The organism is Pseudomonas syringae (assembly GCF_021605415.1).
Taxonomy (GTDB): Bacteria; Pseudomonadota; Gammaproteobacteria; order Pseudomonadales; family Pseudomonadaceae; genus Aquipseudomonas; species Aquipseudomonas syringae_S.
Map to the genome: position 1 here is coordinate 23,564 of NZ_WKEQ01000005.1, position 17,669 is coordinate 41,232.

Below are 17,669 nucleotides of genomic sequence, written 5' to 3' on the forward strand. Positions count from 1 at the left end.
TCCGTTGGACAGCGCCCTGCCTTGGTGAGATGCGCCAAAGCAGGGCATGGTTAATCACTGGTTAATCGCCGCCCGCCACTGTGCACTCACTTGCACAAGGATCGGGTCTCATTCATGCGTCATCTCTTTCTATTTTTTGCATTGCTGGTTTCGGGCGTCACCCACGCCAGCAATGATCCATTCGCGACAAAGGCAGATTTTCTACCGGTCGACAATGCGTTTGTTCTCACTTCGGAACGTCTGGAAACGGGCGAAACACAACTGTTCTGGCAGATCGCCGACGGTTACTACCTGTACCAAAAACGAATGAAATTCGACGGTTTGCAGCCGGGTCAGACGCCCACCTTGCCGCCCGGCGAAGCCCACAGTGACGAGTTCTTCGGCGAGCAACCGGTTTATCGCCAGGGGCTTGAATTGAAGATCCCGGCCACTGCCAGCGGCCAGATCAAAGTCAGTTATCAGGGCTGCGCTGATGCAGGTTTGTGCTATCCACCGCAAACGCGCGCTATTGATCTGGGCGGTCAGGCACCCGTGGCGTCCGCCGCGCAGGCACCGGATCAGGCCCTGGCCAGCGGACTTCAACAGCAAGCGCTGGGCTGGAGTCTGCTGGCGTTCTTCGGCCTGGGTTTGTTGCTGGCATTCACGCCTTGCTCGTTGCCGATGCTACCGATTCTTGCCGGAATGATTGTCGGCAGCGGCGCCACCCCGCGACGCGGCTTCGCATTGGCCAGCAGCTATGTGATTTGCATGGCGCTGGTTTATGCAGCGATGGGCGTGGTCGCGGCGCTGCTTGGGGCGAACTTGCAGGCCTGGTTGCAAAACCCGTGGCTGCTGGGCGCGTTTGCGGCAGTGTTCGTGTTGCTGGCGCTGCCAATGTTCGGTTTCTTTGAACTGCAACTGCCAGTGGCCCTGCGCGATCGGCTGGAACACGCCTCTCGCAGTCGACAGGGCGGCAGCCTGATCGGCGCCGGCGTGCTGGGCGCATTGTCCGGTTTGCTGGTCGGCCCGTGCATGACCGCGCCACTGGCCGGCGCGTTGCTGTACATCGCGCAGACCGGCAATGCGTTGCACGGCGGGTTGATCCTGTTCGCCCTCGGCATCGGTATTGGCGTGCCACTGTTGCTGCTGGTCACCGTCGGCAATCGTTTCCTGCCCAAACCCGGCGCGTGGATGAACCTGCTCAAAGGCGTGTTCGGTTTTCTCTTTCTCGCCACGGCATTGCTAATGCTGCGTCCGGTGCTGGCGCCGACGCTGTGGCTGAGTCTATGCGGCGCATTGCTGTTGATCGCCGCTTACTGCGCCTGGAAACAGTCCGAAGGTTTCGGCCGCGTGGCCCAGCTGTTCGGTGCCAGTTCGTTATTGCTGGGATTATGGGGCGGCCTGCTGGTGGTCGGCGCGGCCGGTGGCAGCGACGATCCTTATCAACCATTGCAGGTCTATAGCGCAGGTCGTGTCGGATCGGCCACTACCACCGCCCACGATGCGTTCATCACGATCAAGGATCCAGCGGCCCTGCAACGTGAACTCGACACTGCCCGGGCTCAGGGCCAATGGGTATTGCTCGATTACTACGCCGACTGGTGCGTGTCGTGCAAAGTCATGGAGAAACAGGTGTTCGGCAAGGACCACGTGATGCAGGCGCTGAGCGATGTACGCTTGCTCCGCCTGGACGTCACCGCCGACAATGCCGCCAGCCGCGAATTGCTCGGCCGTTATAAAGTGCCCGGCCCGCCGAGTTTCGTGTGGATCGGCCCCGACGGTGAAGAGCGCCGTAGCCAGCGCATCACTGGCGAAGTCGATGCCGACACTTTTCTGCAACGCTGGACGACCACCCGAGATTCTCGTTAATGCTGACTTTTACCCTCGGCACCTTTGCCATCGCCCTCAACCACTTGCTGCTGATCAGTGCCCTGGCGCTGGCGACCTTCGTCGGCTGGCGGGTGGCGAAACGCGGTGGCGATAACCCCGAGTCGGCGCTGTTCAGCCTGTTTCTGCTCGGCATGCTGGTGGCGCGTGTTGCGTTCGTCATCGTGTACTGGGCGCACTATCGCAATGATCCGTGGCAAATCATCGACCTGCGCGACGGCGGCTTCCTCGCCTGGCCCGGCGTCGTGGTGTTGCTGCTCGCGGCGTTGTATCGCGGCTGGCGCCGGCCCGGTTTGCGCCGTCCGCTGGGGTTTGGTGTGGCCAGTGGCGTGGTGTTCTGGCTGATGGCAACGCTATCGGTGAGTCTTTATGAACAAGGCACCCGCCTGCCGGATATTTCCCTACGCAATGCTGCCGGGGAAACCGTGAAGCTGCGCGATTATCAGGGAGGCCCTCTGGTCATCAATCTCTGGGCGACCTGGTGCCCACCCTGCCGCCGGGAAATGCCCGTACTGGAAAACGCGCAAAAACAACGGCCCGATCTGACGTTCCTGTTCGTCAATCAGGCCGAGAGCATGCAAAGCGTCGCGACCTTTTTGGAAACCCAGGGGTTGAGCCTGTCCAACGTGCTGTTTGATCGCAGCGGTCGTCTGGGTCAAGCCGTGGGTTCCATGGCGGTGCCGACTACGCTGTTCTATAGCCCGGACGGTCGTTTGCTCAGCAGCCACCTGGGCGAGTTGTCGAACGCCAGTCTGGCCCGTGCACTGGAAAGCTTCGACACACCAAACCCGACCGTTGCACCGGCCACCTCTTCTTCAAGGAAACTGCCATGCCCCGCCTCCGCCACCTGCTGACGCTGACCCTGGGCACTGCCCTGCTCCACCTGCCGTCGGTTCAGGCTGAAGAATTGCCCGCCGCGATCAAACAGATTGAAGCCAAAGGCGCGAAAATCGTCGGCCAGTTCGACGCACCCAGCGGCCTGCGCGGTTACGCGGCGCAGTACCAGAATCGGGGTATGGCGCTGTACCTGACGCCCGACGGCAAACATGTGTTGCTGGGCAATCTGTACGATGCCGATGGCAAGGATCTGAGCAGCGAGCCACTGCAGAAAATGGTCTACGCGCCGATGGCAAAGGAAGTCTGGGCCAAGTTCGAGGCCAGTGACTGGATTCAGGACGGCAACAAGGATGCACCGCGCACCGTGTACCTGTTCAGCGATCCGAATTGCCCGTATTGCAACATGTTCTGGGAACAGGCAAGGCCGTGGGTCACCGCCGGCAAAGTGCAATTGCGTCACATCATGGTCGGCATCATCCGCGAAGACAGCCCGGGCAAATCCGCCGCATTGCTCGCGGCCAAGGATCCGGCCAAAGCATTGGCCGATCACGAAAAGGCCGGCAAGGGCAGTTCGCTCAAGGCGCTGAAAGACATTCCGCCAGCCGTGCAGAAAAAACTCGCCGCCAACATGCAGTTGATGGAAGACCTCGACTTGCAGGCGACGCCAGCCATTTTTTACATGGACGACAAGGGTGAGCTGCAACAGCAGCAGGGGGCGCCGACGGCGGACAAACTGGCGAAGATTTTGGGGCCTAAATAAGCAAAGTAAAAAGATCGCAGCCTTCGGCAGCTCCTACAGGTATCGATTTCCGTGTAGCTGCCGCAGTCTGCGATCTTTTTTCTCATCAGCGACGCGACAGTTGCTCAGCCAAAAACGTAGACAACACCTCAGTCACAAACTCCGGGTTCTCCAGATTGGAGATATGCCCCGCCTCCGGCACCAGCACACACGGACAACCGATCAACCCGGCCATTTCCTGCGCTTCCACAGGTGGACGCGGTTTGTCCTGGTCGCCACACAACACCAAGGTGGTCAGCGCATTCAATTCGCCCAGACGCGGTAAAAAATCTTCCCGGGAAAACGTGATACGCCCCATCGGCACGATGCTTTCGCGCAGTCGCTCGGACGGGAGCGCTGCCAGCTTCGCGCGAAAATCCTGATACAGCGGTGATTGCGGATCGATGCCCGGACGGAAAAAGATCGGCACAACGATGTCGAGCAAAGGTTCAGGAATCGCGCCGCTCTCTTCAATCTGCTTGAACAGCGAGAAGTAATACTGACGAGTCGGCTCAGGCTCGACGCCCAGATAGGTATCCATCAACACCAGACCGTTGACCCGCTGCGGCGCCGACAACGCCAGCCGCGCGCCCCACATGCCGCCGACTGACAGCCCGATCAGCGTCACCCGGTCGATGTCCAGATGATCGAGTAAGGCCAATGCCTGACGCGCGATGTCATCCAGCGACGTCGTGCCTTGCGGCATCGGCCCGGAATCGCCATGCCCCCACAGATCCAGGGCAATCACCCGATAGTGTGGCGACAACGCGGCGATCTGCGGTGCCCACATGGTTTGATCCCACAGATAACTGCCGGCGAGCAGCACCGCAGGGCCCGAGCCTTGATCAATGTAATGAAGTGCTTGTCCGTCAATCGTGACAAAGGGCATCGTCAACCTCCTTGGCAAAAAAATGGAACAGGCAGACTGAGCTGCACACGTTCCATCGTCAACCGGAGAAATGTACGTGTTTGTACACCGATCTATTGTGGCGTCGGCGCGGACGCAATCGCTGGCAAGCCAGCTCCCACAGTCACCGGTTGTACACCTTTTTGTGAACAACACTGATACCTGTGGGAGCTGGCTTCCAGCGATGAGGCCCGAACACACACTAAAGAATCAAAGCCCCTCCAGCTCCGCCATCAGATCATTCAGCCGATCCACTTTCTCCTCAGTGATGTCGCTGGCCGCCAGTCCATCGATGTACTCGGCCAGTTCTTCCACCGTGCTGCACTCGAACATCGCACGCAACGGTACGTCGCGTTGCAGGGCCTTTTGCACCCGCGAGGCGATTTGCGTGGCCAGCAGAGAATGCCCGCCGAGTTCGAAGAAATTGTCGCGCACACCGACTTGCTCGATCTTCAGCACCTCGGCCCAGATCCTGACAAGGGTCTGTTCCAGTTCGTTGCGCGGCGCCAGGTAATCCTGGCTTTGCATCTGGCCGATTTCCAACGTCGGCAACGCCTTGCGATCCAGTTTTCCGTTGGCATTAAGGGGCAGTTGCTCCATCCACAGCCAGTGCAGCGGCACCATGTATTCTGGCAATTCGGCGCGCAGACGTTGTTTGATCCGCTCCAGACGCTCACCCGGATTGAGCGCCGAATCCGCCGCCACCAGATAGCCGACCAGATGCTTGCCGTTAACGCCTTCCTGCACGCCGACCGCCCCGTCGCGGACTTCCGGTTGTTCGTGAAGACGCGCCTCGATTTCACCCGGTTCGATGCGGTAACCGCGAATCTTCACTTGGTGATCGACCCGCCCGACATATTCCAGCACGCCGTCACTGCGACGTCGCGCCAGGTCACCGGTGCGGTACAGGCGCTCGCCCGGCGCGCCGAACGGGTTCGGCACGAAGACCGGCGCGGTGCGCAACGGGTCGCTGACGTAACCGCGACCGACACCAGTGCCGGCCACGCACAATTCGCCCACGGCGCCCAACGGCACCAGTTCCAGCGCGCCATCGACCAGGTAGAGCAAGTTGTTGTCGGTCGGCGTGCCGATTGGCAAATAACTGCCGCGTGTCGAGGCCATGTCGACGCGGAAGAACGCCACGTCGTCCGAACACTCCGCCGGGCCGTAAGCGTTGACCAGACCGATGTCCGGGTACCGCAGCAGCCATTGATGGGCCAATTCCGGCGGCATCGCTTCGCCGGTCGGCAGCATCCACCGCAGACCGTCGAGGCTCAAACGCTCCTGAGCCAACATGCCCTGAATCAGCGACGGCACGCTCTCCAGCACCGTGATGCCTTGCGCTTCGACGTGTGCCAGCAAACCCTGCGGATCATGGGCGATGGAGTTCGGCACGATGTCCACCCGCGCGCCGAACAGCGGCGCCGCGAGGAACTGCCATACCGAAATGTCGAAGCTTTGCGACGCGGTCTGCGCGATCACATCGGCATCGCTCAGGTTCAGGTACGGTACTTTGCTCAGTTGGTTGTTGAGCATGCCGCGCTGTTCGACCATCACGCCTTTCGGCAGACCGGTGGAGCCGGAGGTGTAAATCACATAGGCCAAATTATCCGGGCCACTGTAGATCCCAGGGTTCTCCACCGACACGTCACGCGCCTGTACGTCTTCCCACACCAACAGTTTCGGACGATTGGCACAACTGAACTCGTCGAGCAGGGTTTGCGCCTGTTCACGACACGCCTCGCTGCACACCAGCACCGGCGTGCGGCTCAGATCGACAATGCGTTGCAGACGCTGGCTCGGCAGGCCCGGATCCAGCGGCAGGTAACCGGCACCGGCCTTGAAGCTACCGATGATCATGCCGAGCAGATCAAGGTTACGTTCGGCAAGCAACGCCACCGGTTGATCCATCTTCACGCCCGCCGCGACCAAGGCATGACCGAGTCGGTTGGCGCTCTGATTCAGCTCGGCGTAGCGCTGTTGCCGGTCGAGGCAACTGGCGGCGATACGCGTTGGATGCGCCGCGACCTGCGCTTCGAACAGCGCCACGTAGCTGTGCTCCAGCGGATAGTCGTGCTGGCTCTGGTTGCAACCGTGCAACAGGAAATCCTGTTCTTCGGCACCGAGCAGCGGCAAGTCGGCCATGTCGCCATGGAACCCGTCGACCAGCGCCAGCAGCAGGCGTTTGAATTCGCCGAGCATGCGTTCGATGGTCGATTCGTCGAAATAACGCTGGTCGTAAGACAGGTGCAAACCGAGGTCATCGCCCGGGTAACACACCGCCGTCAACGGGAAGTTGGTGTGAGTGCGGCCGGAATCCGACGTGGCATTGAGGCTTTGCGCACGATCCAGCACCGAGACTTCCACCGGCGCGTTCTCGAACACGAACAGGCTGTCGAACAGCGGCTGGCCTTTCGGCAACTCGCTCTGTTCCTGGATGTTCACCAATGGCAGGTATTCGTACTCGCGCAGTTGCATGTTGTTGTCGAGCAAACCGCTCAGCCACTGACGCACGCCGCACGGCTGATCGTCCGTCGGCATCTGCACGCGCAACGCGATGCTGTTGATGAACAGGCCGACGGTGCGTTGCATCTGCGGCATCTCAACCGGACGCCCGGCCACGGTGACGCCGAACAGCACGTCGCGATCACCGCTCAAGCGGCGCAGCACCAAGGCCCACGCCGCTTGCGCAAAGGTGTTGATGGTCAGTTGATGGGCCTGAGCAAGTTCACGCAAACGGGCGCCATCCTCGACGTTGAGCCGGGTGTAGCGGTCGCCGACGACCATGCCACCGCTGTCCCCGGCGTGTTCGCGCAGGAATGGCCGGTCGCTCGGAATCGGCGTGGTGCGTTCGAAACCTTGCAGGTTTTGCTGCCACCACTGCCGCGCTTCGTCCAGGTTCTGGCGTTGCAGCCAGCCGATGTAGTCGCGGTAGCGCGGCGGCACGTCCAGTTGCGCTTCGCGGCCTTCACCCAGCGCGGTGTAAATCTCGAAGAAGTCGTTCATCAGCAACGAACGGCACCAGGCATCGATGAGAATGTGGTGGTTGCTCATCATGAACCAGTAACGCGCCTCACCGACCTTGATCAGGCGCAGGTGGAACGGTGCCTGATTGAGCAGATCGAATCCGGCTTCGCGCTCGCTTTTCAGCAGGGCTTGCAGCTTCGGTTCCTGCTCGGCGTCGGCGATGTTGCTCCAGTCGAGGTACTCGATCGGCGTGCGCACCGGCGTGTGGATCACTTGCAACATGTCGGCGCCGACGTTCCAGCAGAACGATGCGCGCAAGGCTTCGTGACGCGCCGCCACCGCTTGCCACGCCAGGGCGAAACGCTCGGGATCAAGCTCACTGTTGATGCGGTAGCGATCCTGCATGTAATACAGACCGGTGCCCGGTTCGAGCAAGGTGTGCAGGAGCATGCCTTCCTGCATCGGCGTCAGCGGGTAGACGTCTTCAATGTGTGCCGCTGGCACTGGCAAGGCGTCGAGCTGCATCTGAGTCAGTCGCGCCAGCGGGAAGTCCGACGGCGTCAGACCACCGGCCGAATCCTGCAGGCAATGTTCGATCAGGCTTTGCAATTCGCCAATATACGCATCGGCCAGATCATTGATGGTTTGCACCTCATAACGCTCGGCACTGAACGTCCAGCGCAGCAGCAATTCGCCGCCGTAAACCTGACTGTCGACGCTCAATTCGTTCGGCAACGGTGCTTGCGGATCATGGGCCGCACCGACCGGCTCGTCCAGCGGACGGAACAGCGCATTGCTGCCGAAACTCTGGTCGAACTGGCCGAGGTAGTTGAAGGTGATCGGCGCGTGCGGCAGTGCCGCCATGCACTCGCGACTGGCGTCATCGGCCAGATAACGCAGCACGCCGTAACCAAGGCCTTTGTGTGGCACAGCGCGCAGTTGCTCCTTGATCGCCTTGATCGAAGCGCCCTGCCCGCCGGCCTCTTCGATGTTGTGCGGGGTCAGGCGCAGCGGATAAGCGCTGGTGAACCAGCCGACGGTGCGGGTCAGGTCAATTTCGTCGAAGAGGGTTTCGCGACCGTGACCTTCGAGTTGAATCAGCGCCGATGGCTGACCGTTCCAGCGGCACAACACGCGGACCAATGCGGTCAGCAACAGGTCATTGACCTGTGTGCGGTAGGCGCTTGGCGCCTGTTGCAGCAATTGCCGGGTGCGCTCGGCATCAAGGCGCACGCTGACGGTTTGCGCGTGGCGGTTCTGCTGGCCGCCCTGCGGATTTTCGCAAGGCAGACCGGCATTTGGCCCGGCCAGTTGGGTCTGCCACCAGTTCAGTTCTTCACGCAGGGATTCGCTGCCGGCGTAGGCCTGCAAGCGTGCCGCCCAGTCCTTGAAGGCGCTGGTTTTCGCCGGCAGTTTCACCGCCTGTTCAGTGTCGATCTGGCGATACACGGTTTGCAGATCGTCGAGCAACACGCGCCACGACACGCCGTCGACCACCAAATGATGGATCGCGATGAACAGACGTTGCTGAGCATCCGGCCCGTCGACCAGCAAGGCACGCATCAACGGGCCGCGTTCCAGATCGAGGCTGCGCTGGGCATCGGCAAACAATGCGACGCACTTGTCCATCGATGGCACACGCACTTGCCAGAGCACGGCGTCTTCGCTCACCGGTTGATGCGTGGCGTGCCATTCGCCTTGGGCCTCGGTGAAGCGCAAGCGCAAGGCGTCATGTTGTTCGATCACCGCCAGCAGCGCTTGCTCCAGACGACGAGGTTCGAGAGTGTGCGTGGGTTCCAGCAGTAACGCCTGGTTCCAGTGCTGACGCTGGGCAATGTCGGTGTCGAAGAACCAGTGCTGAATCGGCGTCAAGCGCGATTCGCCAGTCACTAGACCTTGCTCGGCCGTCACTTGCTCGCTGCGGCTGGCGACGGCGGCGAGGGTCTGCACGGTCTGGTGCTGGAACAAATCACGCGGACTGAAATGAATGCCTTGCTGTCGCGCGCGACTGACCACTTGAATCGACAGAATCGAATCACCGCCCAATTCGAAGAAGTTGTCGTTGAGGCCGACCTGCTGAACGTTGAGCACCTCGCACCAGATTCGCGCCAGGGTCAGTTCAAGATCATTGCTCGGCGCCACGTATTGCTGGCGATTGAGTTCTGGATCCGGCGCCGGCAAGGCGCGGCGGTCGAGTTTGCCATTGGCGGTCAGCGGCATGCTGGCTAGCAGAATCAAGTGCGTTGGCACCATGTAATCCGGCAGTTGCGATTTGAGGTGCGCCTTGAGCGCCTCGCGCAGTTCGGCTTGCTCGGCTTCGCCTTGCCCGGTGACGTCGGTCACCAGATAACCGACCAGTTGTTTGCCGCTCGGGGCGTCCAGCGCGAGCACCACGGCTTCGCGGATGGACGCATGTTCGAGCAGACGGGTTTCGATCTCGCCCAGTTCGATGCGGAAACCACGAATTTTCACTTGATGGTCGATGCGTCCGAGGTATTCCACCAGACCGTCAGCGCGCTGGCGCACCAGGTCGCCAGTGCGGTACATGCGCCCGCCCTGCGTGGCGAACGGGTCGGCGACAAAACGCTCGGCCGTGATGCCCGGACGCTCGTGATAAGCCTGGGCCAGACCGGCGCCACCGACGAACAATTCGCCGGTCGCGCCTTGCGGCACCAGCGCCAGATCGGCGTCGAGAATGTACGCCACGCGCGCACCGATCACGCTGCCGATCGGCACGCTGCCGGCCCCCTCTTCCAACACTTCAGGGGCGAGACTCGCCAGCGGCATGACCACAGTTTCGGTCGGCCCATAAGCGTTAAAGAACACGCTCGGTTTGAACGCCGCGCGGATACGCGCCAGATGCTCGCCGGTCAGGGCTTCGCCGCCAGTGATGATCATGCGCACCGGCAACACATCATTTTGCGTCGCCAGCCATTGCGCCAACTGACTGCCGTAGCTCGGGGTAAAACCGAGGACGTTGATGCGATGGGTACGAATCAACCCGCAGATTTCTTCCGCGTCCCACTGCCCTTGCGCTCGCAATACCACGTGCGCACCGCTGAGCAATGGCACCAGCAGACGCTCGGTGGCGGCATCGAAGTTGATCGAGTAGAAGTGCAGTTCGCAGTCGTCCGGGCGCATCGCGAAACGCTCAATCACGGCTTGGCAGTGCATGGCGATTTCACCGTGGGACACCACCACACCTTTCGGCTTGCCGGTGGAGCCGGAGGTGTAAATCAGGTACGCCTGATGCTGCGGCAAACTGATAAACGGCAACTCGCTGGCCGGGTAATTCGCCAGTGCAGGGCTGTCGTCTTCAAGGCACCAGTGCGCCACGTTCGACGGCAGTTCGCCAAGGGCAGCAAACATCGCGCGGTCACTGAGCAGCAGGCCGACGCCGCTGTCTTCGATCATGTAATGCAGGCGATCGAGCGGGTATTCCGGATCCAGCGGCACGTAAGCGCCGCCAGCCTTGAGAATCGCCAACAGGCCAATGACCATTTCCAGCGAACGCTCCAGCGCCAGACCGACCCGCACTTGCGGGCCGACGCCGCGCTCACGCAGCACCCAGGCCAGACGATTGGCGCGGCTGTCGAGTTCGGCATAGCTCAAGGTCTGCCCGGCAAACGTCAGCGCCGGCGCGTCTTGGCGCAGCAAGGCTTGTTCGGCAAACAGGTGATGGATGCACTGGTCGAGACGATGTTCGCCCGGCTCTTTACCGAGGCTCGACAACAGATGTTGTTGCTCCTGCGCATCGAGCAGCGGCAATTGGCTGAGGCGTTGTTGCGGGTCGGCGATCAGCGCTTGCAGCAGGTTGCGCCAATGTTTGGCCATGCGCGCGATGCGTGGTTCGTCGAACAGGTCCGTGCTGTAGGTCAGGCAGCAACCGAGGCGATGGTCGAGGTCGGTGACCTCCAGGTTGAGGTCGAACTTGGTCGCCCGGGCGTCGTTGACCAGGTACTCGACGGTCATCCCCGCAAGACTGCGCGTCTGCTGGAATTCCCAGCGCTGGACGTTGCACATCACCTGGAACAGCGGGTTGTATGCCGCGCTGCGCGGAGGCTGCAACGCTTCAACCAAATGATCGAACGGCAGATCCTGATGGGACTGCCCTTCGATCACCGTGTGGCGAACCTGCTCGAACAACTCGCCGACCGACATTTGGCCGTCGAGCTGGCAACGCAGCACCTGAGTATTGAGAAACGCACCGATCAGGCCTTCGCTTTCCGGGCGGATGCGGTTGGCGACCGGAGCGCCGATGCGCAAATCGGTCTGGCCGCTGTAGCGGTAAAGCAGCACCGCCAGCGCGGCCGTCATGGTCATGAACAGAGTCAGACCGTTTTGTGCATTGAACGCACGCACGCGCCCGGCGAGCTCATCGCTCAGGTCGAAGCGGAACAATTCGCCCCGGTGGCTTTGCACCGGCGGACGCGGACGATCACCCGGCAATTCCAGCAGCGGATGTTCGCGGCCCAGTTGCGCCGTCCAGTAATCGAGTTGGCGCTGACGCTCGCCGGCTTCCAGCCAGTCTCGCTGCCAGACGCTGTAGTCGAGGTATTGCACCGGCAGCGGTTCCAGCGGCGACTCGCGCTCATCGATGAATGCTTCGTAGAGCGCGCTGAGTTCGCGGGCAAAAATATCCATCGCCCAGCCTTCAGTGACGATGTGGTGCAGGGTCAGGACGAAGTAGTGCTCGCGCTCCGCGGTCTTGACCAGACAGGCACGCAGCAGCGGACCAGTTTCCAGATCGAAGGGCAGGTGCGCCTGTTCGTCGGCGAATCGCTGGACGCGTTGCTCGCGTATATCGGCGGCCAGTGCCGAGAAATCTTTCCAGTCCATGCGCACACCGGTTTCGCCATGCACCTGCTGACGCGCCACGCCGTCGACGCTCGGGAACGTGGTGCGCAGGGTTTCGTGACGCAGGATCAGCGCCTGCAACGCCGCCTCGAAACGCCCGACATCGAGCACGCCACGCAGGCGTGCCATGCCGCCGACGTTGTACGCCGGACTGTCCGGTTCCATCTGCCAGAGGAACCACATCCGTTGCTGGGAATAGGACAGCGGCACCGGTTGGCTGCGGTCGACTGTCCCAATAGGCGGTTGTTTGTTGGTGCGACCGCTGGCCTGGATCTGACGGATCTGTTCGGCGAAATCGCTGAGTTCGCTGTGCTCGAACAGCGCGCGCAACGGCAGTTCGACGTCGCAGGCCTGACGGGTGCGCGAGATGATTTGCGTGGCGAGCAACGAGTGCCCGCCGAGGGCGAAGAAGTCGTCGCGCAGGCCGACTTGAGGCAGGCCCAGCACGTCGCGCCAGATGGCGGCGATTTGCTGCTCCAGCTCAGTGACCGGCTCGACGTGTTCACGCAGTTGCCATTGCGGCTCGGGCAAGGCGCGCCGGTCGAGTTTGCCGCTCGGGCTCAGCGGCATGGCATCGAGGCGCATCAATTGCGCCGGCACCATGTATTCCGGCAGTTCGGCGGCGAGTACGGTTTTCAGGCGAGCGATCTGCGCGTGGGATTCTTCGAGGGCATTGATGGCGGTGAAGTAGCCAATCAGTTGCGCGCCGGCAGCCGTTTCGCGCACCAGCACGACGGCTTGGGCGACGCCGTCCTGAGCCAAAAGGCGCGCTTCGATTTCCTCCGGTTCGACGCGAAAGCCGCGCAGCTTCACCTGCTGATCGAGGCGACCGAGGTATTCGATCACGCCATCGGCGTTCCATCGCGCACGGTCGCCGGTGCGATACAGACGCGTGCCGTTGTCGCTCAGTGGATCGACCACGAAGCGTTCGGCGGTCAGTGAAGGACGGCCAAGATAACCCCGCGCCAGACCGGCGCCGCTGATGCACAGCTCACCCGGCACGCCCGCCGGAACCGGGTTGAGGTCGCCGTCGAGAATGCGGCAGACCACGTTGCCCAGCGGTCGGCCAATCGGCGAGCGCACGCCATCGGCCACGGAGCAGTGCCAATGGGTGACGTTGATCGCTGTTTCAGTCGGGCCGTAACGGTTGTGCAATTGCACCGCCGGCAGTTGCGCCAGCACGCGGTTGCGCAGATCCGCCGGCAACGCTTCACCCCCCGAAAATATACGACGCAGGCGGGTACAGTCGGCACTCAGCGGTTCGTCGATGAACAACGCAAGCAGCGGCGGCACGAAGTGCAACGTCGTTACGCCGTACTGTTGAACGAGTTGTGCGATGCGATGCGGATCACGGTGTTCGCCGGGACTCGCGATCAACAGGCGCGCGCCGGTGATCAGCGGCCAGAAGCATTCCCACACAGACACGTCGAAACTGATCGGCGCCTTTTGCATCAGCACGTCGCTGTCGTTCAGACGATAGGTGTCCTGCATCCATTGCAAGCGCTCGGCCAACGCCGCGTGGGTGTTGCCGACGCCTTTCGGTTGGCCGGTGGAACCCGAGGTGTAAATCACGTAGGCGAGGTTGTCGCCTTGCAGGTGCAGCCCCGGCGCCTGGCTCGGCCAGTTTTCAAGGTGCAAGGCATCCATGGCGATCACGCAAACGACGTCGCTGGCCGGCAAGCGGTCGAGTAGCGCGGTCTGGGTCAGGAGCAATTCGACACCGCTGTCGGCGAGCATGTAGGCCAGACGATCCGCCGGGTAATCCGGATCCAGCGGCACGTAGGCCCCACCGGCCTTGATGATCGCCAACAGGCCGATCAGCAGTTGCGGGGAACGCTCGGCGGCGATGGCCACGCACACGTCCGGGCCGACGCCTTTATCGCGCAGGTAATGGGCGAGGCGGTTGGCTTGAGCGTGCAGTTCGGCAAAGTCGAGGCTGCCACCCTCCCACACCAATGCTGTGCGTTCAGGGGATTGCCGCGCTTGTTCATTAAGCAATTCCGGCAGCCATTGCTGCGCCGGGGCAGTCGGTGCGATGGCCCATTTTTGTTGTTGAGCGTGTTCACTGGCGGCGAGAAGTTGCAGATCGCCGATGGCCTGTTGCGGGCGTTCGCAGACGTCGCGCAGCAGGTTATTGAAATGCTCGGCCAGGCGCTCGATGGTCGCTGCGTCGAACAGTTCGCTGGCGTAGTCGAAGGACAGGGTCAGGCGCCCGTTACGATCCTCTTCGCTATGCAGTTGCAGATCGAACTTGGCCTCGCGGCTGTGCCACGGCAGCTCTTCGGCGAGCAGACCTGGCAGACGCTTGAGCGCGCTCAAGTCGCGCTGTTGATGGTTGAACATGACCTGAAACAAGCCTTGTTCGCGGGCCTGCGGAAATGCTTCGAGCAGTTGTTCGAACGGCAGATCCTGATGCGCTTGTGCGCCGAGTGCGGCTTGACGGGTTTGCGCCAGCAAATCGCTGAACGGTGTCCGGGAATCGATTTCGGCGCGCAGCACTTGGGTATTGATGAAAAAGCCGATCAAACCTTGGGTTTCCAGGCGCGGGCGGTTGGCGTTGGGCACGCCGATGCGGATGTCGCGCTGACCGGTGTAGCGGTGCAGCAAGCTTTGGAACGCCGCGAGCAACAGCATGAACGGCGTCGCTTGCTGTGCCTGTGCGCTCTGGCGAATAGCGGCGCTGAGGTCGGCGCTCAGGCGCACGGTGTGACGCGCGGCGCTGTGGGTCTGCCTGACCGAGCGCGGATGGTCGGTGGCCAGTGCCAGCGTCGGGTGTTCGTCGCCCAACTGGGCTTTCCAATAGCCGAGCTGACGTTCGCCCTCGCCTTGCGCCAGCCATTGGCGCTGCCAGCTGCCGTAGTCGGCGTATTGAATTGGCAACGCGGCGAGTTGGGCGCGCTGACCTTGAGAGGCAGCGGCGTACAGGCGTGAGAATTCATCGATCAACACGTTCAACGACCAGCCGTCGGCGATGATGTGGTGCATCGTCACCAGCAACAGATGATCTTCATCGTCGAGGCGCACCAGCGTCACCCACAGCAGCGGACCATTTTCCAGATCGAATCGGGTACGCGCCTCATCTTCGCGAATCTGTTGCGCGCGGGCTTCACGCTCAGCGAATGGCAGGTCACTGATGTCGATGATTTGCAGGTTGAATGCGCCCGCCGCGTTGACCTGTTGCAGCGCTACGCCGTCGCGTTCGAAAAAACGTGTGCGCAGGGATTCATGGCGTTCGATCAATTGCTGGAAGCTGGCGCGCAGTGCGTCTTCGTCCAGTTCGCCACGCAGGCGCAGCGCGCCGGGAATGTTGTAGGCGCTGCTCTGCGGATCGAGTTGCCAGGTGATCCACAAACGGTTTTGTGCCAGGGATTGCGGCAAGGCTTCATGGCGAGGCAGTGCGGCAATTTCACCTTGAGCGCTGCCGCCGTCCTGCTGTTGGGCGACGGCGGCGGCGAATGCGGACAGGGTCGGCGCTTCGAACAGCAGACGCAGGTTCAGCTCCAGACCCAGTTCCTCACGGACCTTCGCGATCACTTGGGTGGCGGCGATGGAATTGCCGCCGAGCAGAAAGAAATGATCATCGGCGCCGACGGTTTTCACGTTCAGTTGCTCGGCCCAGATCGTGCCGATCAGCGTTTCCAGCTCGGTCGCTTGCAGCGTCGATCCGCAACGTTGCACATCCGCCGGCGGGAACAGTGCATAACTGTCGAGGCTGCCGTCCGCCAGTCGATTGCGGCACGCCGAACGTTGCAGCTTGCCGCTGGATGTCTTCGGTAATGCGCCCGGATTGAGCAGCACCACAACGCTCGGCGCCTCTTGATACGCTTCGGCCACGGCTTGGCGAATCGCTTTGATCAGCGCTTCGGGCGGGAGGATTTTCTGCACGCTGCGGCTGATTTCCGCCGCAATGCCGATGCCCTCCTCACCGTTCCGAGTAACCGCGAACGCAGCGACGCGGCCCTTGCGTACGACCTCCACTTCGCGCTCGATGGTTTGTTCGATGTCCTGCGGGTAGAGGTTGTGGCCTCGGACGATGAGCATGTCTTTCAGGCGGCCGGTGACGAACAGTTCGCCCTCACGCACAAAGCCCAGATCCCCGGTACGCAGCCAGGTGCGACCGGCGTGCTGGACGAAAGTCTTGGCGCTGGCCTCTGGGTTGCGCCAGTAACCGAGGGCGATGCTTGGCCCGGCGGCCCAGACTTCACCGACGGCGTTGTCGGCCAGTTCTTCGAGGGTAGTCGGCTCGACGATCAACACGGCATGCTGCGGCTGGCTGATGCCGCAGCTCATGATCGGGCTGCCGTCGCCTGGTTCGGCGCGGTTCTGCGCGAGGGCTTGATCGTCGACGCGCAGTGCGGGAATGCCGTGCCCGCGCGGCGTGCCGGCGACGAACAGCGTGGCTTCGGCCAGACCGTAGGACGCCATGAAGCTGTCTTTGCTGAAACCGCTCGCCGCGAACTTTTCGGCGAAGCGTTCGAGGGTATCGAGACGGATCGGTTCGGAACCGGAATACGCCACGCGCCAGCGACTCAGATCGAGGCGTTCCAGCGCCGATTCGCTGACCCGTTCACTGCACAAACGGTAGGCGAAATCCGGCCCGCCGCTGATGGTGCCGCCGTATTGGTTGATCGCTTCGAGCCAGCGCAATGGTCGGGCGAGGAAGTACGCCGGCGACATCAGAATGCACGGCACACCGCTGAAAATCGGTTGCAGCAGACCGCCGATCAGGCCCATGTCGTGGTACAGCGGCAGCCAACTGACGATCACGTCGTCCGGGTTCACGTCGATGCCGAAGCCGTGGCGGATCAGCACCTCGTTCGCCACCAGATTGCCGTGGCTGACTTGCACGCCTTTGGGCAGCGCGGTGGAGCCGGAGGTGTATTGCAGGAAGGCGATGTGCTCATGCGGCAGTTCAGGTTCGATCCACTGCTCGGCCAACGCGCCGTCAAGGATGTCGACACAGAGCAACGGCGGCGCGCCTTCGATGTCTTGCAACGCGTCGCGCAAATGCGCGCTGGTCAGCAGCAGCTTCGGCTCGGCGTCGGCGATGATCGACAGCAAACGCTCCTGATGATGTCGGCGTGCCGATTCCGGTGGGTAGGCCGGAACCGCAATCACACCGGCATACAGGCATCCGAAGAATGCCGCGACGTAATCCGGCCCGCTGGGAAACAGCAACACCGCCCTCTCGCCAAAACCGGCTTCAGCCTGCAATGCCGCCGCAATCGTGCGCGCACGTTGATCGAGTTCGCCGTAACTGAGCACCTGCGCCTGCTCCTCGGATTCAGCGAGAAAACGCAGCGCCAGGCGATCCGGCGTCAGGGCCGCGCGGCGCTGAAGGGCTTGGACCAGGGTGCTGGGGAGTTCGAACGCGTCGGTCATGAGGTTTCCTGCCTGAATTCGGCTTGCTAGTGGAATCGGGTTGTTGCGTCACGCCCTTCGGGCATGCAGGGCGCG

5 protein-coding genes are annotated in these 17,669 nt (G+C 62.0%); 3 read left to right on the forward strand and 2 right to left on the reverse strand.

Annotated elements, in window-relative coordinates:
* Positions 1-114 precede the first annotated feature (114 nt).
* From dsbD to dsbG, 3 genes are read left to right on the forward strand one after another with little or no spacing between them, the layout of a single operon-like run.
* A complete protein-coding gene (gene dsbD / locus GIW69_RS04795) occupies positions 115-1,848 on the forward strand; it encodes a protein-disulfide reductase DsbD (protein ID WP_236480994.1) in 1,734 nt (577 codons plus the stop codon).
* Positions 1,848-2,720 carry a TlpA disulfide reductase family protein gene (locus GIW69_RS04800; RefSeq protein WP_236480995.1) on the forward strand — a complete coding sequence of 291 codons (873 nt, stop codon included), beginning with the start codon at positions 1,848-1,850 and terminating at the stop codon, positions 2,718-2,720. The genes dsbD and GIW69_RS04800 overlap by 1 nt, the downstream gene beginning before the upstream one ends.
* Positions 2,696-3,463 (forward strand): thiol:disulfide interchange protein DsbG, encoded by a 768-nt coding sequence (gene dsbG, locus GIW69_RS04805; protein WP_236480996.1) that lies wholly within the window; start codon positions 2,696-2,698, stop codon positions 3,461-3,463. Before GIW69_RS04800 ends, dsbG begins: the two co-directional genes overlap by 25 nt.
* An 85-nt stretch (positions 3,464-3,548) precedes the next feature.
* On the opposite strand, the gene GIW69_RS04810 is transcribed toward dsbG, so the two are convergent.
* Positions 3,549-4,370 carry an alpha/beta fold hydrolase gene (locus tag GIW69_RS04810; protein WP_236480997.1) on the reverse strand — a complete coding sequence of 274 codons (822 nt, stop codon included), beginning with the start codon at positions 4,368-4,370 and terminating at the stop codon, positions 3,549-3,551.
* A 228-nt stretch (positions 4,371-4,598) separates the two neighbouring features.
* A complete protein-coding gene (locus tag GIW69_RS04815) occupies positions 4,599-17,594 on the reverse strand; it encodes a non-ribosomal peptide synthetase (protein WP_236480998.1) in 12,996 nt (4,331 codons plus the stop codon).
* Positions 17,595-17,669: the final 75 nt, after the last annotated feature.

What these genes read in the sequence shown, in the direction of transcription:
- GIW69_RS04810 (WP_236480997.1), bottom strand. Translation starts at nt 4,370, where the DNA reads ATGCCCTTTGTCACGATTGACGGACAAGCACTTCATTACATTGATCAA.
- GIW69_RS04815 (WP_236480998.1), bottom strand. Translation starts at nt 17,594, where the DNA reads ATGACCGACGCGTTCGAACTCCCCAGCACCCTGGTCCAAGCCCTTCAG.
- dsbG (WP_236480996.1), top strand. Translation starts at nt 2,696, where the DNA reads ATGCCCCGCCTCCGCCACCTGCTGACGCTGACCCTGGGCACTGCCCTG.
- GIW69_RS04800 (WP_236480995.1), top strand. Translation starts at nt 1,848, where the DNA reads ATGCTGACTTTTACCCTCGGCACCTTTGCCATCGCCCTCAACCACTTG.
- dsbD (WP_236480994.1), top strand. Translation starts at nt 115, where the DNA reads ATGCGTCATCTCTTTCTATTTTTTGCATTGCTGGTTTCGGGCGTCACC.